Genomic DNA, 25783 nt, shown 5'->3' on the forward strand with positions numbered 1-25783 from the left:
GCGGGCTAGAACTTCACGACGTAGCCGGGGCCGTCGATCGGCGGGAAGTCGCCGAAGATGCGCTCGTCGACCTCCAGGCCGATGCCCGGGCGGTCCAGCGGCTCCACGCAGCCGTCGGCGCCGATCTCGAACGTGGTGCCGAACATGTCCCGCAGCGGGTTGTACCGGGAGACGCAGGCCTCGAAGTAGCCGGGGTTGTCGATCGCGGCCAGGAAGTGCACGGACACGGCATGGTTGATGCCCGTGGCGGAGCTGTGCGGATGCACCGGGATGCCCCAGGCCGACGCCAGCGCCGCGATGCGCAATGCCTCGGTGATCCCGCCTGTCTTCGACAGGTCGGGCTGGAACACGCGCACCGCGCCATCCTCCAGCAGGCGGGCGAAGTCGAAGCGGGTGTAGTGGTTCTCCCCCGCCGCCAGGCACAGGCCGGGGGCGATCGCGGCGGCGGCGCGGTAGGAGCCGAAATCCAGGCTGCTGAAGGGCTCCTCCAGCCAGCCCACGCGCGCCTCGACGAGGGCGGGGATCGCGCGGCGCGCGTCGTCCAGCGTGTAGTTGGTGTTGGCGTCCGTCAGGATGTCGATCTCGTCGCCCAGGGCCGCGCGCACCGCCTGCACGCGCCGCACGTCGTCGCGCACGTTGTCGCCCAGCCGCAGCTTGATCGCCTTGTAGCCGGCACGCACGTATTCCGCGGCCTCCTCCACCAGGCTCGCGGCCGGCTGGAAGCCCAGCGAGATGCCGCCGGCATAGGCCTTCACGCGCTTGCGGCTGCCGCCCAGCAGGCGGTACAGCGGCATGCCCGCCACCTTGCCGCGGATGTCCCACAGCGCCATGTCGATGCCCGAGATGGCGAGCGCCGCGCCGGCGCCCATGCCGTGGCTGGACAGCTGCATGCGGTTGACGCGCCCCCACACGCCGACGACGTCGCAGGCATCCATGCCGGCCACCATCGGCGCGATGGTGTTGTGGACCAGGCTGGCGACGGCGCCCGGGCTGCGGCCGGGGTGGGCCTCGCCGTAGCCGGTGATGCCTTCGTCGGTCTCCACCTTGATGACGATGGTGTCGCGCTTGATGGTGGCGCCGACGCCGACGGTGACGGTCTTGCCTTCCGGCAGCCGGTAGGACAGCGGAATGGCGGTGATGCGGATGATCTTCATGGACTGCCTGCTGGAATGGATGAATGGGGTGGGATCAGGCCTCGAGCTCGCCGAGGCACAGGTACTTGAGTTCCATGAACTCGTCCAGCCCGTACCTGGAGCCTTCGCGCCCGAGGCCGGACTGCTTGACGCCGCCGAACGGCGCCGCTTCGTTGGAGACCACGCCGGAATTGACGCCGACGATGCCGAACTCCAGCTTCTCCGCCACCGACCACAGCCGCCGCAGCGCGCTGCCGTACACGTAGGCAGCGAGGCCGAACTCGGTGGCGTTGGCCGCGCGGACCGCCTCGGCGTCGCTCGAGAAGCGGAAGATCGGCGCGACCGGGCCGAAGGTCTCCTCCTTCGCGATGTCCATGCCGGCATGGCAGCCGGTGACCACGGTGGGCTCGAAGAAGCCGCCGCCGCGCGCGTGGCGCCGGCCGCCCTCGACGACGGTGGCCCCCTGCGCCACGGCGTCGCCCAGGTGGGCCTCGACCTTGGCCACCGCCGCGTCGTCGATCAGCGGGCCGATCGTCACGCCCTCCTCGGCGCCGTCGCCCACGCGCAGCGCCTGCACGGCCTGCACCAGGCGCCGCACGAACTCGTCGTGCACGCCGTCCTGCACGTAGATGCGGTTGGCGCACACGCAGGTCTGGCCGGCGTTGCGGAACTTGGAGGCGATGCACCCGCGCACCGCCGCATCCAGGTCGGCGTCGTCCAGCACGATGAAGGGGGCGTTGCCCCCGAGCTCGAGCGACAGCTTCTTGACCGTCTCGGCGCTCTCGCGCATCAGCACGCGGCCGATCTCGGTGGAGCCGGTGAAGCTCAGCTTGCGCACGCGCGGATCGCGCGTCAGCTCGGCGCCGATCACCGATGCCGAGCCGGTGACCACGTTGAACACGCCCGGCGGCACGCCGGCGCGGTGCGCCAGCTCCGCCAGCGCCAGCGCCGACAGCGGCGTCTGGCTGGCCGGCTTGAGGACCACGGTGCAGCCCGCCGCCAGCGCCGGCCCGGCCTTGCGCGTGATCATGGCGCTCGGGAAGTTCCAGGGCGTGATCGCCGCGCAGACGCCCACCGGCTGCTTCACGGTGACGATGCGGCGCGTGGGGTCGCCCGGGGATGGTGTCGCCGTAGGCGCGCCGGGCTTCTTCGGCGAACCACTCCAGGAAGCCGGCCGCATAGCGGATCTCGCCGCGCGCCTCGGCCAAGGGCTTGCCCTGCTCCGCCGTCATGAGGCGCGCGAGGTCTTCCGCGTGTTCCATCATCAGCTCGAACCAGCGGCGCACGATGCGGCCCCGCTCCGCCGCCGGGCGTTCCCGCCAGCCGGGAAACGCCGCCTCGGCGCTGTCGATGGCCGCGCGCGTCTCCGCGGCCGCCAGCGAGGGCACGCGCGCGATGGTGCGGCGGCTGGACGGGTCGCGGACCTCGATGGTGCGGCCGCTGGCCGCCTCCAGCCACTGGCCGCCGACGTAGCAGCGCTCGCGCAGCAGCGCGGGATCGGCCATTGCGTCAATCAATTTCGACATGTTCCTTGCTTCCTGTGGTGAATTGCGCCCGGAGGTGGCGCTCGATGCCCTGGACCAGCTGGCGCGCGAGCCGCTCCATGGCGAGCGGCGTGCGCCACGCGATGTGGGGCGTGACGATGAGGTTGCTGCGGCGCTTCGCCAGCAACGGGTGGCCGGCCGCCGGCGGCTCATGCTCCAGCACATCGAGCGCGGCGCCGGCGATCCAGCCTTCGTCCAGCGCCCGCAGCAGCGCCGCCTCGTCCACGAGCGCGCCGCGGGCGGTGTTCACGAGGAGCGCGCCCGGCTTCATCGCGCGCAGCTCGCGCTCGCCGACCAGGCCGCGCGTGGCGGCATCGAGCGGGCAGTGAAGGCTCAGCACGTCGGCCTCGCGCAGCACCTGGGCAAAGGGCGTGTAGCCCGGACGCACGGCCGCCGCCCGGGGCCGTTCGGCGCGCAGCACGCGCATGCCGAAGGCCTCGGCCAGCTGCGCGGTGCGGCGCCCGAGCGCGCCGCTGCCGACGATGCCGAGCGTCGTTCCATGCAGGTCGCCGACCGGATGCAGTTCGGCGTAGAAGGACGCGGCCTGCGACCAGGCGCCGTCGGCCACGTCCTGCCAGTAGCCCAGGAGGTTGCGCCGCAGCGCGAGGATCAGCGCCATCGCGTGCTCGGGCACCGACAGCGCGGAATAGTCGGGACAGTTGAGCACGGCGATGCCGCGCGCCTCGCAGGCCTGCCTGTCCACGTGGTCGGTGCCGGTGGCGGGCACCGCGACCAGCTCCAGCCGCGGCAGTTGCGCGAGGATGGACGCCGTCAGCGGCACCTTGTTCGTCACGATCACGTCCGCGTCGTGGCAGCGCGCGACGACCTGCCCGGCGCTGCTGGCCGCGTGGTCGGTCCAGGCGTGCGGCAGTTTCAGCGGCGGCAGCGTGGCCGCCAGGGTGGCGCGGTCCAGGAAGACGATGTGCTTCAGGGCGGCGGTGTCCGGCAAAAGAGAGCTCCTGCGTCGATGCACCCGCCATGCGCGGGCACTTCACAAGCGCAAGCCATGTGCCACCGCCCGCCCCAATGAAATCAACGACTTGCGTTTCCGGGTTTTCCCTCGACTGGAAAGATTCATTGCCAAATCGGTTGACAGTAGCCTCCCAAACTCGCCAAATGGCACGTTTTCTTTCCACCCCGGAGGCCCCGTGCGGCTGCAGGTCGTCAAGCGTCGGCGCATGAACATCACCAGCGACCTGCTCAACGTGCTGGCGCGCAAGCAGACCCACATGCGCGTGGTGGAAGGCCTGTACGGCTACCTGTTCATCGACGCGCCGGAGATGACGCAGGCCGAGCTGGAGGCGCTGCGGCCGGACCTGCTGGCCGTGCCGGGGGTGGAGAGCGTGCGCCAGATCGACCTGCTGCCCTCGGAGCGCCGGCACCTGCAGTTCGACGTGCTGCTCTCGGCCCTGCCGGACCCCGTGATCGTGGTGGACGTGGACGGCCAGGTCCTGGGCTGCAATGCGCGCGCCCAGGCGATCCTGCGCGAGGCGGGCGCCGGCAGCCTGCAAGAGCCGGTGTCGATCGACAAGTTGCTGCGCCGACCGGTCACCGCCCGGCTCGCGTCCTCGGACAACGCGGACCCGCTGGGCGAGGTGCAGCTGGGCGCGCGCTCGTTCCTGGTGGAACTGGTGCCGGCGCTCGCGCAGGACGAGGAAGGCCGCCACGCCGCCGGCGGCATCGTGATCCTGCGTTCGCCGCAACGCTTCGGCCAGGCGATCTTCGCCGTGCAGAAGAAGTCCGACGACGCGCTGGCCAAGATGATCGGCGAGTCGCCCGCCATGCGCGAGATCCGCCAGAAGGTGCTGCGGTTCGGGCCGCTGGAGGCGCCCGTGCTGGTCACCGGCGAGACCGGCACCGGCAAGGAGCTGATCGCGCGGGCGATGCACGACGCGAGCGGCCGGGCGGCGGCGCCCTTCCTCGCGCTCAATTGCGCGGCGATCCCCGACAGCCTCGCCGAGAGCGAGCTGTTCGGCTATGCCCAGGGCGCGTTCAGCGGCGCGCAGCGCGGCGGCAAGCCGGGCCTGTTCGAGATGGCCGACGGCGGCACCGTGTTCCTGGACGAGGTGGGCGAGCTATCCCCCTACGTCCAGGCCAAGCTGTTGCGCTTCCTGCAGGACCGCACCTTCCGTCGCGTGGGCGCCAAGGCCGAGACCAAGGTGGACGTGCGCATCATCACGGCGACACACAGGGATCTGGACCCGGAAACGTCCGACGGCCGCTTCCGCCCCGACCTGTTCTACCGGATCAATGTCCTGCGGATCCAGGTGCCGCCCCTGCGCGAGCGGCGCGAGGACATCCCGGCGCTGGCACAGGCCTTCGTGGCAGCCGCTTGCCGCCAGGTGCGGCGCCCGCCGATGCGCATCGACCCGCTGGCGCTGGACCTGCTTGCCCAAAGCGACTGGGGCGGCAACGTCCGGCAGCTGGAGAACACGCTGTTCCGCATCGTCTCGCTGGCGGACAAGGACACCCTGGACGTCGCCGACGTGCGCGCGCAATGCGGCGGCGAGCGCGCCCCTGCGGCGCCGGCACGCGCCCCGGCGATGCGTGACGCGTTCGAGTCCTACGACGAGGCGTTCGCGGCGTTCGAGCGGGACTTGCTCGAGCGCCTGCTGCCGCACCACCCCTCGACCCGCCGGCTCGCCCAGCGGCTCGGCCTGTCCCACACGGCGGTGGCCAACAAGTTACGCAAACATGGCCTGACGTCAACGTGACGTGGAAGCAGGAGCCGTCCGTTCGCGGCCGAACAAGACCCATGACCCGCCGGCGTGACACCTCCGTCCCGCTGTTGCGTCCTTGCACCGCCGAGCAATTGGTCACAGACGCCTCGGCCGCGTCCGCATACAAACGCCACCCATGAGAATCCCGAGCACTGGAACCATCATCTTCGCCCTGGCCGCCATGCCCCTCGCGGCCATCGCAGGCGGGGACAAGTACGAATACTGGGACGGCAACTGCAAGGTCAAGGTCAAGCACAAGAAGGGCGAGTACCAGGAGAAGCGCAAGTGCAAGGGACACGACCACGTCCATGCACCCGCTCCCGTCTATGTCGCTCCACAGCCCGTGGTGCTTCCCCAGCCCGTGTACGTGCCGGCACCGGTCGTGGAGCCCGGCGTCGTGATCCAGGGCACCGTTCGCGTCAAGTGATCGGCAAGCAGGCGCGCGGGCCGCGCTTCGCGCCTCCTTGCTTCGCGCCTCGTTGGTGAGCGCAGCGGGATCGCTGCGAAGGAGGCGAGACTAGCCGCCGGCCCTCTTGACCTTGTAGCCATGCCCCATGAGCAGGGCCAAGACCTTGTCGCAATGATCGCCCTGCACTTCCACGACGCCGTCCTTCACGGTTCCCCCGGAGCCGCACGCGGCCTTGAGCTGCCTGGCGATCTTTTCCAGAAAGACGGAGTCCACCGGCAGGCCTCGAACGACGGTCACCGCTTTCCCACCGCGGCCCTTGGTCTCGCGCGAGATTCGCACCATGCCATCGCCCGCCGGGGGCAAGGCCGCGGAAGTCGAACAGGTGCATTGCGCGATGGCCCGGCGGCAACCGGGACACATTCGGCCTGAGTCCGTGGAGTAGACCAGGCCGCCGATGGACGAGCGGGACTTCATGGCCTGCGCATTGTCATCCGAGTCTGCCTCCCGAGACTCGGCAGCCACTCACGGGGCGAGGTGCATCGCCCTGGGCGTGGACGGGGCAGGTCCCGCCAGGCAGGCGGACTGCGCCGCCCGCCTGGCCCGGAGATCAGTTCCGGTCGGCGCGGGCCGCGCGGCGCTCGGTGTCCTGACGCGGGCCGGCGCCGGCACGGCGCGTGTCGGCATCGCCGGACTGCTTGCGCGTGTTGCGCACGTCGACGTCCACGCCCGGCACGCCCGAGTTCGCGCCCCGGTCCTTCGTGCCGACGTCGACGTCCACGCCAGGCACGCCACGGCGCACTTCCTGGTCGCTGCTGACCGAACCGGTGCCGCTCGGGCTGGTGGGCGTGTTCTGGGCGGAGGCGGCGCCGGCCGCGGCGAACAGCGCGAGGGCGATGACAGAGGTGGTGATCGACTGCTTCATGTGCGAAATCTCCCTGAAGTGAAGAGCAGCCATCGTCGAATCCGCACCGCGCTGCGCGCGTGGGAACGCGCCGGCGTGCCTTGTGGGAGGCGGGCGCGGCATGGCATCGGACCGAACGAGCCGCCTCTGGCCCGTCACGGAAAGAGGCGCGGGGTGTTCGCTCGGCCCCGGGAGGAGCCCGGCACGCTCCCCGCCCTCACTTCACCCGCTGCTTCTCCAGCTTGCGCGCCAGGGTGCGGCGGTGCATGCCCAGGCGCCGCGCGGCCTCCGAGATGTTGAAGCCGGTCTCGGCCAGCACCTCGTGGATGCGCTCCCACTCCAGCGTCTTGATCGACGTCTGGCGCGCGGTGAGTTCCACGTCGGCGTCGCCCGAGTCGCGGCCGAAGGCGGCCTCGATGTCGTCGGTGTTGGCCGGCTTGGCCAGGTAGTGGCGCGCGCCCAGCTTGATCGCCTCGACCGCCGTGGCGATGCTGGCATAGCCGGTCAGCACGACGATCACCATGTGCGGGTCGTGCTCGTGCAGCTGCTGCACGCAGGCCAGGCCGGAGTCGCCCGCGGCCAGCTTCAGGTCCACCACCGCATGGGTGGGCACATGCACGGCCAGCAGCTTGCGCATCTGCTCGCCGTCGCCCGCGCGCAGCACCGAGTAGCCGCGCCGCTCGAACGAGCGCTGCAGCGTGCGCGCGAAGGCATCGTCGTCCTCGACGATCAGCAACTGCCGGTCGGTGTCGTCAGCGTCCATGGGGTTGGAAGGCACGGGTGCGGGCCTCGGGGTCCAGGCTCGCGAGCGGAATGGTGATCAGCACCTCGGCGCCGCCCTGCGGTCGATTGTGCGCATGGATCTCGCCGCCCAGGGTGCGGGCGACGTTGGTGGCCAGGAACAGGCCCAGCCCGCGGCCCGGGGCGCCCTTGCTGCTGCGATAGGGCGTGCCCAGGCGCGCCAGCACGTCCGGCGCGAAGCCGGGGCCGCGGTCCTGCACGCGCAGCAGCAGCTGCTCGTCCTCGCACGCGGCCTTGAGCGCGATCGGCGTGCCCGGCGCCGCCTCCAGCGCGTTGTCCAGCACGTTGTCGACCATCTGCCGCAGCGCGGTGTCCGAGACGATCGGCACGTCGGGCACGCCGTCGGCGCGCGCGTAGTCGAGCACGGCGCCGGGCCGGCTGCGCTGCCAGTCCGCCGCGAGGCCATCGAGGAAAGCGTGCAGCGACGCCCGCACCACCGCGTCGGCGCGCGAGCTGCCCGCCGACGTGAGGATGCCGCTGACGATCGCCTTGCAGCGGTCGATCTGGCGCTGCATCTCCTCGATCTCCTCGCGCAGCTCGGGCTCGGCTGCGAACGGCGCCATCCGCGCCCAGTCGCCCAGGATCACCGACAGCGTCGCCAGCGGCGTGCCCAGCTCGTGCGCGGCGCCCGACGCCAGCAGCCCCATGCGCACGATGTGCTCCTCCTCGGCCGCGCGCTGGCGCAGGCGCGCCAGGCTGGCGTCGCGCTGGCGCAGGTTGCGGCCGATGCGGCCGATGAAGACCACCACCAGCGCGGCGTCGAGCACGAAGCACACCAGCAGGCCCGCCACGTAATACGTCGACAGCACCGGGGCGCCGAGCCCCGGCAGGGCCAGCGGCACGTGCCACTGCGTGAGGCCGACGAAGGCCAGCGCCGCCGCGACGACGATCGCCCAGATGAACACCGGCCGCAGCAGCACCGACGCCACCGCGACCTGCAGCAGGAACAGGAAGATGAAGGGGTTGGTGATGCCGCCGGCGGCATACAGCTGGCCGCTAAGCGCGGCCACGTCGACCAGCAGGGCGCCGAACAGCTCGCCGTCGCTCACCGGCAGCCGGATGCGGCTGCGCAGCGCACTCGCGACGTTGAACAGCGCGAGCAGCGCCAGCACGGTGAGCATCTGCTGCAGCGGCAGCGTCACCCCCATGAGGAAGTGGACCGCCAGGATGGTCGCCAGCTGGCCGCCCACCGCCAGCCACCGCAGCTCGACCAGCTGCAGCAGGTTCTTGCGGCCGGCCAATGCCTGCGGCCGGTCGGCCTCGGGGCCGGCCGGCGCGGGGGCGGGCTCAGGAACGTCGTCGGATGTCAACGGGCGGCACTCCAGGCGGCGGGCGCCGGCGGCGCGCGTCGTGCAGCAGGAAGCCCAGCGCCCCCACGCTGCCGGCGGCCAGCGCGAACCAGGTCAGAGCGTAGCCGAGATGGCTGTTCGGGAACTGCACGACGGTCAGGCCCGGCCGCGGCCATTGCGGCTGCGCACCGGCGGGCGCCTGTGCATCAACGAAGTACGGCGCGACCGGCCCCTGCAGTCCGCGGTCGGCGGCGATCGCTGCCACGTCGCGCGAGTACCAGCGGCCGGCGGCCGGGGCGTTGCGCTGCAGCAGGCTGCCGCCCGGCTCGCTCAGGCGCAGCAGGCCGACCACCTCGACGGCGCCGGTGGGCGCGTCGGGCACCTGCTGGCGCTGCTCCTGCGGCACGAAGCCGCGGTTGACCAGCAGCCAGCTGCCGTCGCCCTGCCGCAGCGGCGCGAGCACCCAGTAGCCGGCGCCCAGCTCGGTGCTGGCGCGCACCAGCACCTGCCGGCCGCCATCGAAGCGGCCGCTGGCGCGCACCCGGCGGTACTCGGCGTTGTCGCGCGTGAGGCCGGCCCAGTCGGCCGGCCCGGGCGCCGCGACCGGCGCGGCGTGGATGCGCTGCTCCACCCGGGCGATGAGCGCGTTCTTCCAGCCCAGGCGCTGCAGCTGCCACACGCCCAGCGCGACGAACGCCGCGGCCGCCAGCGCCAGCAGTCCGGCCAGCGCCACGAGCGGCGCGGCGGAACGGGGGCGCGGCGCGTCCGCGGGCATGGTCAGGGCATGTGGCGCATGGCCTGCGGGTCGGGCGTGGGCATCATGTTGGCGTTCATGTGGTACATGACCCAGATCGAGCCGGCCAGCATGATCACCACCACGATCACGGTGAACAGGAACGCCAGCATCGTCCAGCCGCCCTCCACCTTCGCGTTCAGGTGCAGGAAATAGACCATGTGCACCACCACCTGCACGGCGGCGAAGCCCAGGATGATGAACTTGGTGGCCTCGGGCGGCAGCACCTTGGCCATGACCAGCCAGAACGGGATGGCGGTGAGCACGACCGACAGGACGAAGCCGACCACGTAGCCCTTGACGGTGGCGTGGTAGCCGACGTCGTCGTGCGCGTGGTCGTGCGCGTCGTGGTGCCCGGCGGCTTGGGCGGCGCTCATGGCAGGACTCCCATCAGGTAGACGAAGGTGAAGACGCCGATCCAGACGACGTCCAGGAAGTGCCAGAACATCGACAGGCACACCAGGCGGCGCTTGTTCTCGCGCGTCAGGCCCAGCTTGCCCACCTGCAGCATCAGCGTGACCAGCCAGATGCAGCCGAAGGTGACGTGCAGGCCGTGCGTGCCCACCAGCGTGAAGAAGCTGGAGAGGAAGGCGCTGCGCTGCGGGCCGGCGCCCTCGTGGATCAGGTGGCTGAACTCGAACAGCTCGATCGACAGGAAGCCCAGGCCCAGCAGGCCGGTGATGGCCAGCCAGGCCAGCAGCTGCTGCTTCTTGCCGTGCTGCATCGCGATCATCCCCAGCCCGTAGGTGATGGACGACAGCAGCAGCAGCCCGGTGTTCACCGCTACCAGCGGCAGGTCGAACAGGTCGGCGCCCGAGGGGCCCGCCGCATAGCTGCGGCCCAGCACGGCGTAGGTGGCGAACAGCACGGCGAAGACGAGGCAGTCGCTCATCAGGTACATCCAGAACCCGAACAGCGTGCTCTGCTCGGGGTGGTGCTCGCCGTCGTCGTAGAAGACCGGGGCGGGCCCGGCGGCTTTCAGCGTGGTCGAAGACATGGGGCTCTGGTTTCTCAGGCGGCGGCCAGGGCGCGCGTGCGCGCATCCTCGCTGCGCGTCACGGCGTCCGCCGGGATGTGGAAGTCGCGGTCGTAGTTGAAGGTGTGGACGATGGCCGCGCCCACCATGGCGACGAAGGCGACGGCGGCGGGCAGCCACATGTGCCACACCAGCGCGAAGCCCATCGCGGTGGCCAGCATGGCGATCACGAAGCCGGCCGCCGTGTTCTTCGGCATGTGGATCGGCTTGAAGCCGGCGGTCGGGCGCACGGCGCCGCGCTGCTTCATGTCGTGCCAGGCATCGGTGTCGTGCACCACCGGGGTGAACGCGAAGTTGTAGTCGGGCGGCGGCGACGCGGTGGACCACTCCAGCGTGCGGCCGTTCCAGGCGTCGCCGGTCGTGTCGCGCAACTGGTCGCGGCGCAGGTAGCTCACCACCAGCTGCACCAGGAAGCAGCCGATGCCCAGGGCGATCAGGCCGCCGCCGACGGCGGCGATCTGGAACCAGATCTGCAGCGACGGGTCGTCGAAGTGGCTCATGCGGCGCGTGATGCCCATCAGGCCCAGCACGTACAGCGGCGTGAAGGCGACCCAGAAGCCGATGAACCAGAACCAGAACGAGGCCCGGCCCCAGAACGGGTCGAGCTTGTAGCCGAAGGCCTTGGGGAACCAGTAGTTGATGCCGGCGAAGATGCCGAACACCACGCCGCCGATGATCACGTTGTGGAAGTGCGCGATCAGGAACAGGCTGTTGTGCAGCACGAAGTCGGCCGCCGGCACCGCCAGCATCACGCCGGTCATGCCGCCGATGACGAAGGTGACCATGAAGCCCACGGTCCACAGCATCGGCACCTCGAAGCGGATGCGGCCGCGGTACATGGTGAACAGCCAGTTGAAGATCTTCGCGCCGGTGGGGATCGAGATGATCATGGTCGTGATCCCGAAGAACGAGTTCACGCTCGCGCCCGATCCCATGGTGAAGAAGTGGTGCAGCCACACCAGGTACGACAGGATGGCGATCACGCAGGTGGCATAGACCATCGAGGCGTAGCCAAACAGGCGCTTGCCGCTGAAGGTGGACACCACCTCCGAGAAGATGCCGAACACCGGCAGCACCAGGATGTAGACCTCGGGGTGGCCCCAGATCCAGATCAGGTTCACGTACAGCATGGCGTTGCCGCCCAGGTCGTTCGTGAAGAAGTTGGTGGCCAGGTAGCGGTCGGCGGTCAGCAGCGCCAGCGTCGCGGCCAGGATCGGGAAGGTCGCCACGATCAGCACGTTGGTGCACAGCGACGTCCAGGTGAACACCGGCATCTTCATCAGCGTCATGCCCGGCGCGCGCATCTTCAGGATGGTGGCGATCAGGTTGATGCCCGACAAGGTGGTCCCCACCCCGGCCACCTGCAGCGACCACAGGTAGTAGTCCACCCCCACGTCCGGACTCTGCAGCAGGCCCGACAGCGGCGGGTACGCCAGCCAGCCGGTCTTGGCGAACTCGCCCAGGAACAGCGAAATCATCACCAGCACGGCGCCGCCGGCGGTCATCCAGAAGCTGAAGTTGTTCAGGAACGGGAAGGCGACGTCGCGCGCGCCGATCTGCAGCGGCACCACGTAGTTCATGAAGCCGGTCACCAGCGGCATCGCCACGAAGAAGATCATGATGACGCCGTGCGCCGTGAAGATCTGGTCGTAGTGGTGCGGCGGCAGGAAGCCGGCGTTGTCGCCGAAGGCCATCGCCTGGTGCATGCGCATCATGATGGCGTCGGCAAAGCCGCGCAGCAGCATCACGATGCCCAGCACGATGTACATGATGCCGATGCGCTTGTGGTCGATGCTGCAGATCCAGTCGCGCCACAGCGGGCCCCACAGCCGCATCTTGGTGAGCAGGGCCAGCATGGCCAGCCCGCCCAGCGCCACGGCGGCGAAGGTCGCGACGAGGATCGGCTCGTGGTAGGGAACGGCCTCCCAGTTGAGGCGTCCGAGGACAAGTTCACTCAGGGTCATGTCGAATCTCTATCGGGCGTCCGCGACGGGCAGTCCCAGGGGGTTGTCGGGCGTGCACAGGGCCGCGACGAAGGTGCGGCGACCGTTGGCCTGCGACTGGTGCCGCACGCCGTCCACGGCGCCCTTGCCGGCACCGCCGGCGGCGTCGATCGCCATCATCTGGTGCGCGCACATCTTCTGGCCGTCCACGCAGCGGTTCAGGATGGCGTCGTACAGCCCCGCGTCCACCTTGGCGAAGCGGCGCACCGCCTCCTTGTGGCTGGGCTTTTCGAGCGCCAGGTAGCGGGCGCGGTCGAGCGACTCGCCGCCCTGGCGGCTGGCCTCGACCCAGCGGGTGAAGCCGGCATCGTCCAGGCTCAGCACCTTGAAGCGCATGTCCGAGAAGCCGGCGCCGCTGTAGTTGGCGGACAGGCCGTCATAGGTGCCGGTGCGGTTCATCACCGCGTTCAGCTTGGTCTGCATGCCCGGCATCGCGTACACCATGCCGGCCATGGCCGGCACGTAGAAGGCATTCATCACGGTCGAAGAGGTGATGCGGAATTCCACCGGCCGGTCCACCGGCAGGGCCAGCTCGTTGACGGTCGCGACGCCCTGCTCCGGATACAGGAACAGCCATTTCCAGTCGAGCGCAACCACGTTCACCACCAGCGGCTTCGTGTCGGCGGGCAGCGCACGCTGCGCATCGATGCGGTCCAGCGGCCGGTACGGGTCGAGCTTGTGGGTGCTGATCCAGGTGATGGCGCCCAGCGCGATGATGATCAGCAGCGGCACGCCCCAGATCACCAGCTCCAGGCGGGTCGAGTGGTCCCAGTCGGGCGTGTACGGCGCGTCAGTGTTCGACGCCCGGTAACGGAACGCGAACCACAGCGTCAGCGCGATCACCGGGACGATGACCAGCAGCATCAGCAGCGTGGACTGCACGATCAGGTGCGCCTGCTGCACGGCGATGTCGCCGTGCGGCTTCATCACGATCAGGTCGCAGCCGGCCAGCAGCGAACCGGCGGCAAGGGCGGGAGAGAGGCGGAAGGCGCGGCGGCGCAGGGAGGATGTGGGCATCGTGCTTGGGCTGCGCACGCAAGACTCCAGTCGCGCAGCGACGGCAATGTAGTCCGCGCCCCCGCTTCGCGCGATTGGACAAATTGTCCCAGCCCCTCCCCGCGCGCGCCGCGGCCCGCTACATTGCAGCCATCGCCGCGGCGCCGCCGCGCGCCTTCGCTCACCCCTTCGTTGCCATGACGACCTCTGCCACTCCCGCCATCCTGGCGCCCAATGCCGGCGCGCACGGCGCCAATCCCGCCAACTCGGCCGAGGAGGCCCAGCTCGCGCCCGGCGACATCGCCGTCGGCGTGGTGATCGGCCGCGCCTCGGAGTACTTCGACTTCTTCGTCTACGGCATCGCCTCGGTGCTGGTGTTCCCGGCGGTGTTCTTCCCCTTCGCCGACCGGCTGGAAGGCACGCTGTGGGCCTTCGCGCTGTTCGCGCTGGCGTTCGTGGTGCGCCCGGTCGGCACGCTGGCCGGCATGGCGCTGCAGCGCCGCTTCGGCCGCGGCACCAAGCTCATCGTCGCCCTGCTGCTGCTGGGCAGTTCGACGGTCTCGATCGCCCTGCTGCCCTCGTACGCCTCGGCGGGCGTGCTGTCGCTGGTGCTGCTGACGCTGGCGCGCATCGGCCAGGGCCTGGCGCTGGGCGCCAGCTGGGACGGCCTGCCGTCGCTGCTGGCGCTGAACGCGCCCGAGCACCGCCGCGGCTGGTACGCCATGCTGGGACAGCTGGGCGCCCCGCTGGGCTTCTTCGTGGCCTGCGGCGTGTTCGCGTACGTGTACGCCAACGCCTCGACCGCCGACTTCCTGGGCTGGGGCTGGCGCTTCCCGTTCTTCGCCGCCTTCGCGATCAACGTGGTGGCGCTGTTCGCGCGCCTGCGCCTGGTGGTCACGCACGAGTACGAGCGCGGGCTGGAGGCCGCCGAGCTGGAACCGTGCGACGTGCGCGAGCTGTTCTCCTCGCAGGGCGGCAACATCCTGATCGGCGCGTTCGCCGCCCTGGCGTCGTACGCCCTCTTCCACCTGGTGACCATCTTCCCGCTCTCGTGGGTCACCATCTATGCACAGCAGGAGGTCGGCGGCTTCCTGCGGGTCGAGCTGATCGGGGCCGTGCTGTGCGCGCTGGCGATCCCCGTCTCGGGCCTGGTCGCGGACCGGATCGGCCGCCGCCAGACGCTGGGCTCGCTGGCCATCGCCATCGCCGTCTTCAGCGGCTTCGCGCCGTCGCTGCTGGACGGCAGCGCCTGGGCACAGGACGCCTTCATCTTCATCGGCTTCATCCTGCTGGGCCTGTCGTACGGCCAGGCCGCCGGCTCGGTGACGTCCAACTTCCTGCCGCGCTTCCGCTACACCGGCGCGGCCCTGACGGCCGACCTGGCCTGGCTGCTGGGCGCCGCCTTCGCGCCGCTGGTGGCGCTGGGGCTGTCGGTGCGCTTCGGGCTGGTGGCGGTGAGCCTGTACCTGCTGTCGGGCGCGATCTGCACGCTCGTCGCCCTGCGCGCGAACAAGCTGTTCAAGGCCTGAGCGCGCCGCAGGCGGCGCCTGCCGTCACGGGCGCCGCGCCACCACGCCGACGAGCGCCGAGCGGCCGTTGTGGCCGCTTCCTTCCTCGATCACGGCCTCGTACTCGCGCAGCTCCAGGATCTCCAGGCCGGCGAGTTCGGCGCGCAGCATCGGCTCGGTGTACAGGTGCGAGGCGATGCCCGGCCCGCCGGTGCGGTACTCGAGCTGGCGCGGCGTGTAGCCTTGCAGCACCAGCGTGCCGCCGGGCTTGAGGCTGCGGGCGACGTTCGCGAAGATGCGCGCGCGCAGCGCCGGATCGGCGAACTGGATGAAGATCGCCGCGATGCCGTCGTAGGTGTCCGCCGGCCAGTCGAAGCCGTCGCAGTCGGCCACGGTGAACGACACCGCGGCGCCCTTGTCCGCCGCCAGCCGGCGCGCCTTCTCGACGCCGGTCGGGGACACGTCGAACGCATCCACCACCAGGCCGCGGCCGGCCAGCCACACGCTGTTGCGCCCCTCGCCGTCGGCGACGCACAACACGCGCGCGCCGGGTTGCCAGACGCCGGCGTGCTCGCGCAGCCAGGCATTGGGCTCCTTGCCGAACAGGTAGTCGTCGCCGGCGTAGCGCTTGTTCCAGGTCCCGGTCGGATCGTCGAAAGGCGAAGGCTGGTTCATCGTGCGTTTCCGAATGGCAGGGTGCGCGGCCGCGCTCAGGCGCCCGGCGCGTACACGGCCGGCGGCCGCTGGCCGGCCAGCGCCTGCAGCAGGTTGGTCGTGGCCAGCACGGCCATGGCATGGCGCGTCTCGTGCGTCGCCGAGCCGATGTGCGGCAGCGCGGTGACGCGCGGGTGGCGGCGCAGCGGCGAGTCGAGCGGCAGCGGCTCGGTGGCGAACACGTCCAGGCCGGCGGCGCGCAGCGGGCCGTGGTCCAGGGCGTGCAGCAGCGCGTCCTCCTGCACGGTGGCGCCGCGGCCGCCGTTGATGAAGATCGCGCCGGACTTCATGCGCGCGAACTGTGCCGGCCCCATGAGGCCGCGCGTCTCGCCGGTCAGCGGCAGCGTGGCCACCACGAAGTCGGCGCGCGCGAGCAGCTCGTCCAGCGGCGTGTGCGTGGCGCGGCCCATCAGGTCCGCAACGTCCACCGGCCGCCGGCTGTGGTACAGCACCGGCATGCCGAAGCCCAGCGCGCCGCGGCGCGCCACGGCCTGGCCGATGCGGCCGAAACCCAGGATGCCCAGCGTCTTGCCATGCACGTCCCAGCCGAACAGGTCCTCGCCGATGTTGCGCTGCCAGTGGCCCTCGCGCACCAGGTTGGCCAGTTCGACCACGCGGCGGCTGGTGGCCATCAGCAGCGCGAACACCGTGTCGGCGGTGGTCTCGGTCAGCACGCCCGGCGTGTGGCACAGCACGATGCCGCGCCGCTGCAGCGAGGCGAGCGGATAGTTGTCCACGCCCACCGAGATGGTGGAAATCACTTCCAGCCGCGGCGCCTGGTCCAGCAGCGCGTCGGTGATGGCGTAGCTGGAGCCGATCAGGCCCTGCGCCCGCGGCAGCGCCGCCTCGAACGCGGCCTGCTCGGCCGGCTTGCGGGGGTTGGCCACCGTCACGTCGTGCAGCGCCGTGATGCGCGCCAGCTGGTCGGGCGGCAGCTCGCGGAACACCAGCACCGACTTGCGGGCGGTGGTCACAGCCCGGCCTCGTGCAGCTGGGCGCGCGTGGGCAGGCCCTCGGTGTCGCCCAGCACCTGCACGGCGCGCGCGCCGATCCAGGCGCCGCGGCGCACCGCCTCGGTGACGGTGCGGCCTTCGAGCAGCGCGCTGATCACGCCGACCGCGAAGCCGTCGCCGGCGCCCACGGTGTCGACCACCTCCAGGACCGCAAAGCCCGGGACATGGCCGCGGGCGACGGCGCTGTCGAAGTAGGCGCCCTCGGGGCCCAGCTTGATCGCCACCAGCGACGCGCCGCGCTCGCGATAGAAGCGCGCGATCGCCTCGGGTGTCTGTTCGCCGGTGAGGAAACGCCCTTCCTCCAGTCCGGGCAGGACCCAGTGCGCCTGGAACGCGAGCTCGTTGATCTCGCGCCGCATGACCTCGGGCGACGACCACAGCGTCGGCCGCAGGTTGGGGTCGAAGGAGACGGTGCCGCCGGCCGCCCGCATGATCTGCACGGCCTGGCGCGTGGTCGCCAGCGCGGTGGCGGAGATGGCCGGGAACACGCCGGTCACGTGCAGCAGCCGCGCGCCGGTGAGCCAGTCGGCATCGATGTCGCCCGGCACCATGTGGCTGGCGGCCGAGCCCTTGCGGTGGTATTCCACCGGCGGATCGCTGCCGTCGGTGACACGGCCCTTGAACTGGAAGCCGGTGCGCTGGGTGGGGTCGCACACGACGCGCGAGCAGTCCACGCCTTCGCGCTGCATCTCGCCCAGCAGGTAGCGCGCCATCGAATCGGTGCCGAGCCGGCTGGCCCAGCCCACGCGCAGGCCGGCCCGCGCCAGGCCGATGGCGACGTTGGTCTCGGCGCCGGCCGTGCGCTTGTGGAACGACGGCACGGACTCCAGCGGCCCGGGCCGGTCGGCCACCAGCAACATCATCATCTCGCCGAACAGCGCGACGTCGAGGCGGCTGTCACTCATGCAGTGGCTCCCAGGGTGGCGGCGATCTCGCGCAGCTGCGCGACCTCGCGCCGGGTGACGGCCGCGAGGTCATCGCCGGCCAGGGGATATTCGATCGCCCACGGCATGGCGGCGGGCATGGCGCGCAGCACGGCGCGCCAGGGCGCGGCCGACTCGGCGATGGGCACCGCCACCCAGCGCTGTGGCTGGCGCTGCACGCCCTTGCAGTGCACGTAGCGCACGCGGGGGCCCAGGGCACCGGCGCACTGCAGCGGGCACTCGCCCATCCAGTGCCAGTTGCCCATGTCGAAGGTCATGCCCAGCGGCAGGCCGGCCGCGTCGGCGGCGGCGAAGAAGCGCTGCAGCGGGGCCAGCGTGCCCGCGGGCACGGTCTGGTCGTTCTCGATCACCAGGTCGATGCCGGCGGCCTGCAGCGCCTGCGCCAGCCGCGCGAAAGTGGCGGCCGACGCCGGCGCGAAGCCGCCGATCGACATCTTCAGCCGCGGCGCACCGAGCGTGCGCGCGAAAGCGATCGCGCGGTCCAGCGCGGCGGCATCGAGCGTGCCGTCGGCGGCCCACAGGCCCTCGGGGCTGGAATAGACGAGCGCGGCGCCGTCGGCGCGCATGGCCTCGGCAATGGCGGGCAGTTCGCGATCGGGCTGCAGCAGCAGCTCGCCGCGCACCTCGACGCCGTCGGCCCCGGCCTGGCGCGCCAGCCTGGCGAACCACAGCTGGCCATGGCGCCGCACTTCGGCCGCCCCGAAGGCGCCGAGCGAGATCAGCACCTGCTGCATCACGCCGCCGCCGTCGACGGGTGGTGGTGCGAGCTGAGGATCTGGCCCAGGAAGGTGCGGGTCTTCTCGTTCTGCGGCTGGGTGAAGAACTGCTGCGGCGGCGCCTGTTCGACGATGCGGCCGTCGGCCATGAAGATCACGCGGTCGGCCACGCTGCGGGCAAAGCCCATCTCGTGCGTGACGCACAGCATGGTCATGCCCTCCTCGGCCAGCCCGATCATGGTGTCGAGCACTTCCTTGACCATCTCGGGGTCGAGCGCGGAGGTGGGCTCGTCGAACAGCATGATGCGCGGCGTCATGCACAGCGCGCGGGCGATCGCCACGCGCTGCTGCTGGCCGCCCGAGAGCTGGCTCGGGTACTTGTTGGCCTGCTCGGGGATGCGCACCCGCGTGAGGTACTTCATCGCCGTCGCCTCGGCCTCCTCGCGGCTGACGCCGCGCGTGCGCATCGGCGCCAGCGTGCAGTTCTGCAGGATGGTCAGGTGGGGAAACAGGTTGAACTGCTGGAACACCATGCCGACCTCGGCGCGCACCTTGTCGATGTTGCGCTTGCCGGCGGTCAGCTCGATGCCGTCGACCACGATGCGGCCCTTCTGCACCGTCTCCAGGCCGTTGATGCAGCGGATCAGCGTGGACTTGCCCGAGCCCGAGGGCCCGCACACCACGATGCGCTCACCGGCGGCGACCTGCAGGTCGATGCCGGAGAGCACCTGGAACTTGCCGAACCACTTCTCCACCGCCTCCATGCGGATGATGGGGTCGCCGGCCGCTTGGGCTCTGTCGCTCATTGCGTTCCCCGCCCCTGCGTCACTGCATCTTCGGCAGGTCGGTCTCCAGCCACTTGCGGTACAGCTTGTTCAGCTCGCCGTTGGCCGTGTTCTTGGCGACGAACTCGTTCACGGCCTTGAGCAGCGGCTCCTGGCCGGGGCGCATCGCGACGGCCATCTCCTGCTGCTTGAGCGTGAACTTGGGCTCGAACGTGTTGGGCTCGCGCTTGTTGATCTGCGCGGCGACGGTGGTGGAGCAGCCGATGGCATCGACTTGGCCGGAGATGAGGGCCTGCATGGCGGACGCGTCGTCGTCGAAGCGGCGGATCTCGGTGCCCTGCGGCGCGGTGGCCGTCAGCGCGATGTCCTGGGTGCTGGCGCGCGCGACGCCGACCTTCAGCGGCTTGAGGTCGGCCGGGCCCTTGATCGCGACCTTCTTGGGGCCGAACAGCACGATGGTGGCGGCCGAGTACGGCTTGGAGAACGCGACCTGCTTGGCGCGCTCGGGCGTGATGGCCAGCGAGGCGATCAGCAGGTCGACCTTGTTGGTCAGCAGGAACGGGATGCGGTTGGGGCCGGTCACCGGCACCAGGTTCACCTTCACGCCCCAGTCCTTGCCCAGCAGGCGGGCGACGTCGGCGTCGTAGCCGTCGGGCTGGTTCTGGGCGTTGGTGGTGCCGTAGGGCGGGAAGTCCACCAGCAGGCCGACGTTGATCTCGCCCTTTTTCTTCAGGTCCTCGGGCGACTGCGCGAAGGCGGGCGCGGCGGCGATGGACACGGCGGCGGCGACGCCGAGGGCCGCGAAGGCGCGGCGGGACAGGCTGGAGGAAATCATGCGAACAGTCTCCGTTGGTGGATGAAAGGGGACGGCCCTAGCGGGCCAGGGCGCGCGCCTGCCGGCGCTCCATGCGCGCGGCCAGCAGCGACAGCGGCCAGCACAGCGCGAAGTAGATGGCCGCCACCAGGCTGAACACGATCAGCGGCTGGAAGGTGGCGTTGTTGATGATCTGGCCGGCGCGCGTGACCTCGGCAAAGCCGATGATGGCGGCCAGCGACGTGCCCTTGATCACCTGCACCATGTAGCCCACGGTGGGCGGCAGGGCGATCTTGAAGGCCTGCGGAAGGATCACGTCGCGCATGCGCGCCACGTAGTGCAGGCCCAGCGCCTGCGAGGCCTCCCACTGGCCGCGCGGGATCGCCTGGATGCAGCCGCGCCAGATCTCGCCGAGGAAGGCGCTGGTGTTCAGGATCAGCGCCGCGCCGGCGGCCAGCCATGGGTTCAGCTCGATGCCCAGCACCGGCGCGCCGAAGAAGATGAGGAACAGCTGCAGCAGCAGCGGCGTGCCCTGGAACACCTGCACGAACACGGTGGCCGCGCCGCGGGCGGCGGCCGACTCGCTGGTGCGCGCCAGCGCCACCAGCAGCCCGCCGATCGCGCCGCCGACGAACGCCATCAGCGACAGCGCGATGGTCCACTTCGCGGCCTCGAGGATGAACAGGAATTCGGGAAAGCCGAAGGTGCGCATCAGCGGCGGTCCGGGTAGTCGAGGGCCAGGCGGTAGACCAGGCGGAACAGCAGCGAGAAGGCCAGCGCCAGCGCCAGGTAGATGCCCGCCACCACGATGTAGATCTCGAAGCTGCGGAAGGTCTGCGACTGCAGGTTGGCCGCCACCGAGGTCAGGTCGTCGGCCGAGATCGCCGACACGACGGCGGAGCTGAGCATCAGCAGGATGAACTGGCTGGTGAGCGCCGGGTAGATGGCCTTGAGCGCGGGCTTGAGCACGATGTGGCGGAACACCTGGTGGCGCTTGAGGTTCAGCGCCAGCCCCGCCTCGACCTGGCCGTGCGGGATCGACTCGATGCCGGCGCGCAGGATCTCGGTGGCGTAGGCCCCCAGGTTGACCACCATCGCCACCAGCGCCGCCGCGTGCGCCGACCAGCGCAGCCCCAGCGCCGGCAGCGCGAAGAAGAAGAAGAACAGCTGCACCAGGAACGGCGTGTTGCGGATCAACTCGATGTACGCGTTGACCACCCAGCGCGCCGCGACCGGACCCGAGGTCTTGGCCCACGCGCACACCACCGCCACGGCCAGGCCGAGGACGGTGGCCGTCAGCGACAGCTGGATCGTCGTCCAGGTGCCTTGCAGCAGCAGCGGCCAAGCGTCGAAGACGGCTTGGAACTGGAAGTCGTAGTTCAAGGAAAAAACGCCTGAAACCGGTTTCTGACGTCGATTATAGAAACCGGTTTCAGGATGCCATCAGGGGTTCCACGGATGCCGCCGCCGGCACGGACGAGCCGCGCACCACCAGCCGGCCCTGCAGCAGGATCTGCCGCGGCGGCAGGTCCAGGCCCTGCAGGCGCTCGAGCAGGCAGGCGGTGGCCAGCCGGCCGAGGTCATCGGTGGGCTGGGCGATGGTGGACAGGCCCGGGCCCACCAGCGGCGCCCACTCCGTCTCGTCGATGCCGACGAAGCCGATGTCCTGGCCGAAGCGCCAGCCGAGGCGGGCCACGGCGTCGGCCACGCGCAGGGTGACCACCGCATTGCTGGCCAGCACCGCCGGCCGGCGCCCGCGCGCGCGCAGCCGGCGCAGCTGCGCCAGCAGGTCGTCGGCCGCCCCGCCGTGCGATTCGAAACTGGCGCCGTGCACCTGCGGGTGCTCGGCCAGGAAGGCGCGGAAGGCGACGTCGCGCTCCTGGCGCGAGCTGACGCCGGCGACCGGCTCGGTGACGAACAGCAGCTCGTCCCAGCCCGCCTCGACCAGGTGGCCGGCGGCCAGCCGCACGGCGGCGGCGTTGTCGAGCGAGACGAAGTCGGCGTGCATGTTGCCGTGCCGCCGGTCCACCAGCACCACCGGCCGGCCCTGGCGCGCGGCGGCGGCCGCGGCGCGGTCGTCCTGGCCCAGCGTGTTGAGGATCAGGCCCTCAACCTGGTAGGAGGCCAGCGCCTCGATCGCATTGCGCTCGCGCCCGCCGTCGTCGCCCAGGTTGAACAGCATGAGCATGTAGCCCGCCTGCTGGCAGGCCTTCTCGGCCCCGCGCAGCACGGCCACGGAAAACGGATTGGTGACGTCGGCCACCACCAGCCCGATCAGGCGCGAGCGCCCGCGCTTGAGGGCCTGGGCCATGGGGCTGGGCGAATACCCCAGCGCCGCGATCGCCGCCTCGACCCGGGTGGCGATCTCGGGCGTGAGCAGCTCGTCGCGCCGGTTCAGGAAGCGCGACACCGTCGCCTTGGACACGCCGGCCTTCTGCGCCACCTCGGCGATGGTCACGCGGGACCGGCCGGCCAGGCCGTCGGCGGGCGGGGGAGGAAGGAGCGACATCGGTGGGCAGAAACCAGTTTCAGGGATGGTAACGCTGTGGGGGCTGGGGGCGGGCTGTGCGTGGCGAAGGCGCCCCAGGGTCCGCATGGGATGGCAGCAAGGAGGGGGCGGTCGTCTGATCCAGCAGCCGGGTGGGTGTGGAAGGAGAGGCGGAGATGCGGGCGTCCACTCGCCTTCGAGCGAACCACGACGTTTGCATGCTTGCCCGCGCCGTTGTGCACTGGCAGACTCCCGCGCGGCAACGGACCGCAACAGGAGGTTCCGTTCTGCGGGATAAGAGGTCCTGTGTTCAAGGACCTCGCCTTGGGGGGAGGAGAAGAGAAATGCTTTCGCGTCAACAGCTTGCGACGCTGCCGCCGGCAGTTTCATTCCGCATGTGCGGGATAAGAGCTTTGGACCTGCGGTCTACATTACGTTATATGGCATGAACGGGAGCCGTCTTCTTGCGAGCGCAGCGGCGGGCGCCCTAGCGGCGATGCCTTTGCTGGTGGCGGCTCTAGTGCAGCTTGCGAGTGCCAGTTCTGGTGCAACGTCGCTGGGGAGCGCCGACGAGGATGGTGCCATGCGAATGGCGGGGCTGGGTCTCCTTGCCAGTCCGCTCCTTGTGCTGCTGTTTGCGCTCATCTCCCACGGCTTCGGCGCAGTTCTCCTTCGTGCCGGCGCTGTTCGTCTGCGCGCCTTCGTGCTTGCGTCAGTGTTTGCGGCGCTCTGTACTGGCGCCGTGCTCGGTTCCTTGCTGCTGCGCGATGACGCGCCAGCTCCAACGCTGCAGGTGCTTGCGCTTTGCATCGGAGCTTGCGTGGCCGTGGCGCTGCCGGCGGCCGTCGCATGGTGGTTCATCGGAGTGAGGCGCGATGCCACATAACCTGGCAATCGACACGGACGTTCTATCGGCGGGCTTACGCCCGCCTACTGTCCGCCGGTCATTTCTACGTTAGCCCTCACGAGAAGCACCGTGTCACACGAAGGAGCAGCATGAGCGATCTTTCTGCCGTCTTGGCAAAGCTCTCGGGCATCCGGAAAGCACTTGACTCCGCGATGAATGAGAACGTCAGCCGGAACAGGGGCGCCGGAGAAGTGCGCACGCGCGCAAGTTTCCCGCCTGAAGCAGTTCGCCACTACTTCGAGCAGGCGGCGAAGCTCGTGGAAAGCCTCCGCACGTTGGCGCCGCTGCTCTTCGAGGATTTCCAGAAAATTCCCACGGATCCGACTATGGAGATGGCGAGCCCTGGACCAGGGCAGCCAGGCCCGGTTCATTATTCGCGCGCCCAGCTTCAACAGTTGGTCCGCGACATCGAGCAGATCTTCGAGATCAGAGCCAACAGCGAACTCGCGCAACCGGCGGTGCACCGCGAGCGCAGAGTCTTCATCACCCACGGGCGCTCCAACGATTGGCGGGCAGTTCAGGCGTTTATTGAGAAGGATGTGGAGTTGCCGACGATCGAGCTCGCTCAACAGCCAAATGCGGGACAGACTTTGATCGAGAAGCTGTTCGAGAGCGCGGACCGGTGTGACAGTGCAGTGATTGTGATGACTGGGGACGATTTCGCTAATGACAATGAGGCCCGCGTGAGAGAGAACGTCATGCACGAGATCGGCTTTTTCCAGGGGTGCTATGGGCGAAAGTTCGTCATCCTGCTGCACGAAGAAGGCGTCAATACGCCGACGAACCTTTCGGGCATTGCCTACATTCCCTTTCCGAAAGGGAACATCGAGGCGGGATTTCACGTCCTGCAGCGCGAGCTCAAAGCCATGTACGGCGCGGCGTGATGGCTAACAGGTCGTTCGACACGGACACGCACCGGCAAGGCGCCGCGAGCCGCGCGCGGGAGCATACGTCTCGCGGCGCCTTGCCGGTGCGTGCCGGTCAACTCCGACGTTATACCGCCAGGGCACAGAGCGCGATCGCAGCCGGCGGCGTGGAGCCTCTTTAGGCATGGAACGATCCCTCGGTCTCGCGCTGAACAAGTACGCGGTCATTCCCCACACACTCAGGGCGGATCCGACTAAGAACCAACCAGCTGCTTCCATTACGGTCGGTTTAGCAAATCTGTTTCATCACTACTATCTGGATTCGTTCGGGACAGCTCCGCCGCAGCCAGATCCAGTCCAGTTCGAACACGTGCGCTTCCTTCTGCCTTGCTCCGAGTTCAGATTTCAAGGGCGAGGACTGGGTATTTCACCTGCAATTAAGCGGAGCCGGTCAACGGAGTTGGGACAAGCGTTCTGTCGCTGGTTCCTTCACGATCACTTGAATATCACGTACTTTGCTCACATGGAGCACGTACTTGATCGCCAACTTCACAGGGCGTTTGAAGGGTGCCGGATCGAACGGACGGCGACGGGTGACGCGCCTGACTACTTTTGCGCCGAGAACGTGAATCGGGTGTTCTTGGCAGAGGCAAAGGGCCGCTATTCCGCCGTCAGCTTCAGCAACCAAGAATTCACCACCTGGCGCCAGCAGTTCGGACGCGTCACATTCCTAGATGCTGCGGGTTCCCCGCGCAGCATTAAGGGCCATATCGTTGCGACTCGCTTCGCCACGGAACAGAGTAGTAGCCGCGTGCAGTCAGGCATATGGGCTGAGGACCCGCATAGCCCTGGGCAGCGGCCTGCTGGAGAGGACGACCTTGGGGAAGTGGGCCGCGCGGTGATCGCCTCCCACTACAGCGGTATCGCAAACAAGCTCTCCCAGCCCGTGCTGGCGGGTGCACTTACTACCGGCGTCCCGCTTCCCGAAGAACTCACGGTGGTCGGAGTGGCGTGGCGGGTCTTGGCCGGACCCCTGGAGGGGCGTCGCTTTGTCGGAGGGTATTTTTCGGAGGGCGACCGAGCACCAATTCCGCGGGAGATCAACGGGCGAATTGTCTTCGGCCGTCCGGACCGGCTGCGGCTCGACAGGCCGAATGCCACTTTCTTCGGCGTCGAAGAACGTATCTTCAAGCAAGTCGTTGGCCTCGCAAGAGCACGGACGGGACAGACGCCTGAGATTTCGCGGTTTGAAGAAACAGCTTTCTTCTATAGCGGCTTCAGCGTGCTCCGGGACGGAACCGCAATGGGGCCACTTGACTGGTTCTCGCCAGAAGAGGAGGTAGCATTCTAAAAAACGAAACAAAAGGCAGGGTTGCATGCGAGCGTGCGTCGGGCGGTATAAC

At 69.6% G+C, this 25783-nt stretch carries 26 protein-coding genes and 1 pseudogene; 6 read left to right on the forward strand and 21 right to left on the reverse strand.

Annotation, left to right across the window (positions count from 1 at the left end; genetic code table 11):
- Positions 1-5: 5 nt before the first annotated feature.
- The 3 genes and pseudogenes from AC3ANR_RS18890 to AC3ANR_RS18900 all read right to left on the reverse strand — a co-directional run bounded on the left by AC3ANR_RS18890 (position 6) and on the right by AC3ANR_RS18900 (position 3626).
- On the reverse strand, positions 6-1154 hold the full coding sequence (locus tag AC3ANR_RS18890) for a mandelate racemase/muconate lactonizing enzyme family protein (RefSeq protein ID WP_488289645.1): 1149 nt from the start codon (positions 1152-1154) through the stop codon (positions 6-8).
- A 34-nt stretch (positions 1155-1188) separates the two neighbouring features.
- A pseudogene (locus AC3ANR_RS18895) lies at positions 1189-2659 on the reverse strand (NAD-dependent succinate-semialdehyde dehydrogenase).
- Entirely contained in the window at positions 2643-3626 is a 984-nt protein-coding gene (locus tag AC3ANR_RS18900; protein ID WP_488289646.1) for a D-2-hydroxyacid dehydrogenase, read from the reverse strand. Before AC3ANR_RS18900 ends, AC3ANR_RS18895 begins: the two are co-directional and overlap by 17 nt.
- 229 nt (positions 3627-3855) lie before the next feature.
- Here AC3ANR_RS18900 and AC3ANR_RS18905 point away from each other — a divergent pair, with 229 nt between their 5' ends.
- Both AC3ANR_RS18905 and AC3ANR_RS18910 read left to right on the forward strand, forming a co-directional pair.
- Entirely contained in the window at positions 3856-5391 is a 1536-nt protein-coding gene (locus AC3ANR_RS18905) for a sigma 54-interacting transcriptional regulator (RefSeq protein WP_488289647.1), read from the forward strand.
- A gap of 142 nt (positions 5392-5533) precedes the next feature.
- Positions 5534-5824, forward strand: a complete 291-nt coding sequence (locus AC3ANR_RS18910; protein ID WP_488289648.1) for a hypothetical protein — start codon at positions 5534-5536, stop codon at positions 5822-5824.
- Positions 5825-5914: 90 nt separating this feature from the next.
- On the opposite strand, the gene AC3ANR_RS18915 is transcribed toward AC3ANR_RS18910, so the two are convergent.
- From AC3ANR_RS18915 to cyoA, 9 genes are all read right to left on the reverse strand, one after another.
- Positions 5915-6280, reverse strand: coding sequence for a translation initiation factor Sui1 (locus AC3ANR_RS18915; RefSeq protein WP_488289649.1), 366 nt, complete (start codon positions 6278-6280; stop codon positions 5915-5917).
- A 133-nt stretch (positions 6281-6413) separates the two neighbouring features.
- Entirely contained in the window at positions 6414-6728 is a 315-nt protein-coding gene (locus AC3ANR_RS18920) for a hypothetical protein (protein WP_488289650.1), read from the reverse strand.
- A gap of 196 nt (positions 6729-6924) precedes the next feature.
- Positions 6925-7470: a response regulator transcription factor gene (locus AC3ANR_RS18925; protein WP_488289651.1), complete on the reverse strand. Its 546-nt coding sequence runs from the start codon at positions 7468-7470 to the stop codon at positions 6925-6927.
- Positions 7460-8818 carry an ATP-binding protein gene (locus AC3ANR_RS18930; RefSeq protein ID WP_488289652.1) on the reverse strand — a complete coding sequence of 453 codons (1359 nt, stop codon included), beginning with the start codon at positions 8816-8818 and terminating at the stop codon, positions 7460-7462. Before AC3ANR_RS18930 ends, AC3ANR_RS18925 begins: the two co-directional genes overlap by 11 nt.
- Positions 8796-9572, reverse strand: a complete 777-nt coding sequence (locus tag AC3ANR_RS18935) for an SURF1 family protein (RefSeq protein ID WP_488289653.1) — start codon at positions 9570-9572, stop codon at positions 8796-8798. The genes AC3ANR_RS18930 and AC3ANR_RS18935 overlap by 23 nt, the downstream gene beginning before the upstream one ends.
- Before the next feature lie 2 nt (positions 9573-9574).
- Positions 9575-9967, reverse strand: coding sequence for a cytochrome o ubiquinol oxidase subunit IV (cyoD, locus tag AC3ANR_RS18940; protein WP_488289654.1), 393 nt, complete (start codon positions 9965-9967; stop codon positions 9575-9577).
- A complete protein-coding gene (cyoC, locus tag AC3ANR_RS18945) occupies positions 9964-10587 on the reverse strand; it encodes a cytochrome o ubiquinol oxidase subunit III (protein WP_488289655.1) in 624 nt (207 codons plus the stop codon). The genes cyoD and cyoC overlap by 4 nt, the downstream gene beginning before the upstream one ends.
- A gap of 14 nt (positions 10588-10601) precedes the next feature.
- Positions 10602-12590: a cytochrome o ubiquinol oxidase subunit I gene (gene cyoB, locus AC3ANR_RS18950; RefSeq protein ID WP_488289656.1), complete on the reverse strand. Its 1989-nt coding sequence runs from the start codon at positions 12588-12590 to the stop codon at positions 10602-10604.
- A 9-nt stretch (positions 12591-12599) separates the two neighbouring features.
- Positions 12600-13646: a ubiquinol oxidase subunit II gene (gene cyoA / locus AC3ANR_RS18955; RefSeq protein ID WP_488289657.1), complete on the reverse strand. Its 1047-nt coding sequence runs from the start codon at positions 13644-13646 to the stop codon at positions 12600-12602.
- Positions 13647-13822: 176 nt separating this feature from the next.
- Here cyoA and AC3ANR_RS18960 point away from each other — a divergent pair, with 176 nt between their 5' ends.
- On the forward strand, positions 13823-15154 hold the full coding sequence (locus tag AC3ANR_RS18960; RefSeq protein ID WP_488289658.1) for an MFS transporter: 1332 nt from the start codon (positions 13823-13825) through the stop codon (positions 15152-15154).
- Positions 15155-15178: 24 nt separating this feature from the next.
- On the opposite strand, the gene AC3ANR_RS18965 is transcribed toward AC3ANR_RS18960, so the two are convergent.
- Genes AC3ANR_RS18965 through AC3ANR_RS19005 form a run of 9 tightly spaced genes read right to left on the reverse strand, consistent with a single transcriptional unit; the run spans position 15179 to position 22628 of the window.
- Positions 15179-15808: an SAM-dependent methyltransferase gene (locus tag AC3ANR_RS18965; RefSeq protein ID WP_488289659.1), complete on the reverse strand. Its 630-nt coding sequence runs from the start codon at positions 15806-15808 to the stop codon at positions 15179-15181.
- A gap of 35 nt (positions 15809-15843) precedes the next feature.
- Positions 15844-16821, reverse strand: coding sequence for a 2-hydroxyacid dehydrogenase (locus tag AC3ANR_RS18970; protein ID WP_488289660.1), 978 nt, complete (start codon positions 16819-16821; stop codon positions 15844-15846).
- Positions 16818-17765, reverse strand: a complete 948-nt coding sequence (locus tag AC3ANR_RS18975) for a sugar kinase (RefSeq protein WP_488289661.1) — start codon at positions 17763-17765, stop codon at positions 16818-16820. The genes AC3ANR_RS18970 and AC3ANR_RS18975 overlap by 4 nt, the downstream gene beginning before the upstream one ends.
- Positions 17762-18538, reverse strand: coding sequence for a sugar phosphate isomerase/epimerase family protein (locus AC3ANR_RS18980; RefSeq protein WP_488289662.1), 777 nt, complete (start codon positions 18536-18538; stop codon positions 17762-17764). The genes AC3ANR_RS18975 and AC3ANR_RS18980 overlap by 4 nt, the downstream gene beginning before the upstream one ends.
- The gene (locus tag AC3ANR_RS18985; protein ID WP_488289663.1) at positions 18538-19326 is read right to left on the reverse strand and encodes an amino acid ABC transporter ATP-binding protein; all 789 of its coding nucleotides are present in this window, start codon (positions 19324-19326) and stop codon (positions 18538-18540) included. The genes AC3ANR_RS18980 and AC3ANR_RS18985 overlap by 1 nt, the downstream gene beginning before the upstream one ends.
- Positions 19327-19345: 19 nt before the next feature.
- A complete protein-coding gene (locus AC3ANR_RS18990; protein ID WP_488289664.1) occupies positions 19346-20140 on the reverse strand; it encodes a transporter substrate-binding domain-containing protein in 795 nt (264 codons plus the stop codon).
- Positions 20141-20177: 37 nt separating this feature from the next.
- Positions 20178-20831, reverse strand: a complete 654-nt coding sequence (locus AC3ANR_RS18995) for an amino acid ABC transporter permease (protein WP_488289665.1) — start codon at positions 20829-20831, stop codon at positions 20178-20180.
- Positions 20831-21502: an amino acid ABC transporter permease gene (locus tag AC3ANR_RS19000; protein ID WP_488289666.1), complete on the reverse strand. Its 672-nt coding sequence runs from the start codon at positions 21500-21502 to the stop codon at positions 20831-20833. The genes AC3ANR_RS18995 and AC3ANR_RS19000 overlap by 1 nt, the downstream gene beginning before the upstream one ends.
- 49 nt (positions 21503-21551) lie before the next feature.
- Positions 21552-22628: a LacI family DNA-binding transcriptional regulator gene (locus AC3ANR_RS19005; protein ID WP_488289667.1), complete on the reverse strand. Its 1077-nt coding sequence runs from the start codon at positions 22626-22628 to the stop codon at positions 21552-21554.
- 475 nt (positions 22629-23103) lie between these two features.
- On the opposite strand from AC3ANR_RS19005, the gene AC3ANR_RS19010 reads away from it, so the two are divergent.
- From AC3ANR_RS19010 to AC3ANR_RS19020, 3 genes are all read left to right on the forward strand, one after another.
- Positions 23104-23493, forward strand: coding sequence for a hypothetical protein (locus AC3ANR_RS19010; RefSeq protein ID WP_488289668.1), 390 nt, complete (start codon positions 23104-23106; stop codon positions 23491-23493).
- A 110-nt stretch (positions 23494-23603) separates the two neighbouring features.
- Positions 23604-24398, forward strand: a complete 795-nt coding sequence (locus AC3ANR_RS19015) for a TIR domain-containing protein (protein WP_488289669.1) — start codon at positions 23604-23606, stop codon at positions 24396-24398.
- Between the two features lie 166 nt (positions 24399-24564).
- Positions 24565-25731: a hypothetical protein gene (locus tag AC3ANR_RS19020; protein ID WP_488289670.1), complete on the forward strand. Its 1167-nt coding sequence runs from the start codon at positions 24565-24567 to the stop codon at positions 25729-25731.
- Positions 25732-25783: the final 52 nt, after the last annotated feature.

It is taken from the genome of Ramlibacter sp. JJN2-2R (genome assembly GCF_057747835.1).

Coding starts and splice junctions, on each gene's coding strand:
- AC3ANR_RS18890 (WP_488289645.1), bottom strand. CDS start 1,154: ATGAAGATCATCCGCATCACCGCCATTCCGCTGTCCTACCGGCTGCCG.
- AC3ANR_RS18905 (WP_488289647.1), top strand. CDS start 3,856: ATGAACATCACCAGCGACCTGCTCAACGTGCTGGCGCGCAAGCAGACC.
- AC3ANR_RS18910 (WP_488289648.1), top strand. CDS start 5,534: ATGAGAATCCCGAGCACTGGAACCATCATCTTCGCCCTGGCCGCCATG.
- AC3ANR_RS18915 (WP_488289649.1), bottom strand. CDS start 6,280: ATGAAGTCCCGCTCGTCCATCGGCGGCCTGGTCTACTCCACGGACTCA.
- AC3ANR_RS18920 (WP_488289650.1), bottom strand. CDS start 6,728: ATGAAGCAGTCGATCACCACCTCTGTCATCGCCCTCGCGCTGTTCGCC.
- AC3ANR_RS18925 (WP_488289651.1), bottom strand. CDS start 7,470: ATGGACGCTGACGACACCGACCGGCAGTTGCTGATCGTCGAGGACGAC.
- AC3ANR_RS18935 (WP_488289653.1), bottom strand. CDS start 9,572: ATGCCCGCGGACGCGCCGCGCCCCCGTTCCGCCGCGCCGCTCGTGGCG.
- cyoD (WP_488289654.1), bottom strand. CDS start 9,967: ATGAGCGCCGCCCAAGCCGCCGGGCACCACGACGCGCACGACCACGCG.
- cyoC (WP_488289655.1), bottom strand. CDS start 10,587: ATGTCTTCGACCACGCTGAAAGCCGCCGGGCCCGCCCCGGTCTTCTAC.
- cyoB (WP_488289656.1), bottom strand. CDS start 12,590: ATGACCCTGAGTGAACTTGTCCTCGGACGCCTCAACTGGGAGGCCGTT.
- cyoA (WP_488289657.1), bottom strand. CDS start 13,646: ATGCCCACATCCTCCCTGCGCCGCCGCGCCTTCCGCCTCTCTCCCGCC.
- AC3ANR_RS18960 (WP_488289658.1), top strand. CDS start 13,823: ATGACGACCTCTGCCACTCCCGCCATCCTGGCGCCCAATGCCGGCGCG.
- AC3ANR_RS18965 (WP_488289659.1), bottom strand. CDS start 15,808: ATGAACCAGCCTTCGCCTTTCGACGATCCGACCGGGACCTGGAACAAG.
- AC3ANR_RS18975 (WP_488289661.1), bottom strand. CDS start 17,765: ATGAGTGACAGCCGCCTCGACGTCGCGCTGTTCGGCGAGATGATGATG.
- AC3ANR_RS18980 (WP_488289662.1), bottom strand. CDS start 18,538: ATGCAGCAGGTGCTGATCTCGCTCGGCGCCTTCGGGGCGGCCGAAGTG.
- AC3ANR_RS18985 (WP_488289663.1), bottom strand. CDS start 19,326: ATGAGCGACAGAGCCCAAGCGGCCGGCGACCCCATCATCCGCATGGAG.
- AC3ANR_RS18990 (WP_488289664.1), bottom strand. CDS start 20,140: ATGATTTCCTCCAGCCTGTCCCGCCGCGCCTTCGCGGCCCTCGGCGTC.
- AC3ANR_RS18995 (WP_488289665.1), bottom strand. CDS start 20,831: ATGCGCACCTTCGGCTTTCCCGAATTCCTGTTCATCCTCGAGGCCGCG.
- AC3ANR_RS19005 (WP_488289667.1), bottom strand. CDS start 22,628: ATGTCGCTCCTTCCTCCCCCGCCCGCCGACGGCCTGGCCGGCCGGTCC.
- AC3ANR_RS19010 (WP_488289668.1), top strand. CDS start 23,104: ATGCCTTTGCTGGTGGCGGCTCTAGTGCAGCTTGCGAGTGCCAGTTCT.
- AC3ANR_RS19015 (WP_488289669.1), top strand. CDS start 23,604: ATGAGCGATCTTTCTGCCGTCTTGGCAAAGCTCTCGGGCATCCGGAAA.
- AC3ANR_RS19020 (WP_488289670.1), top strand. CDS start 24,565: ATGGAACGATCCCTCGGTCTCGCGCTGAACAAGTACGCGGTCATTCCC.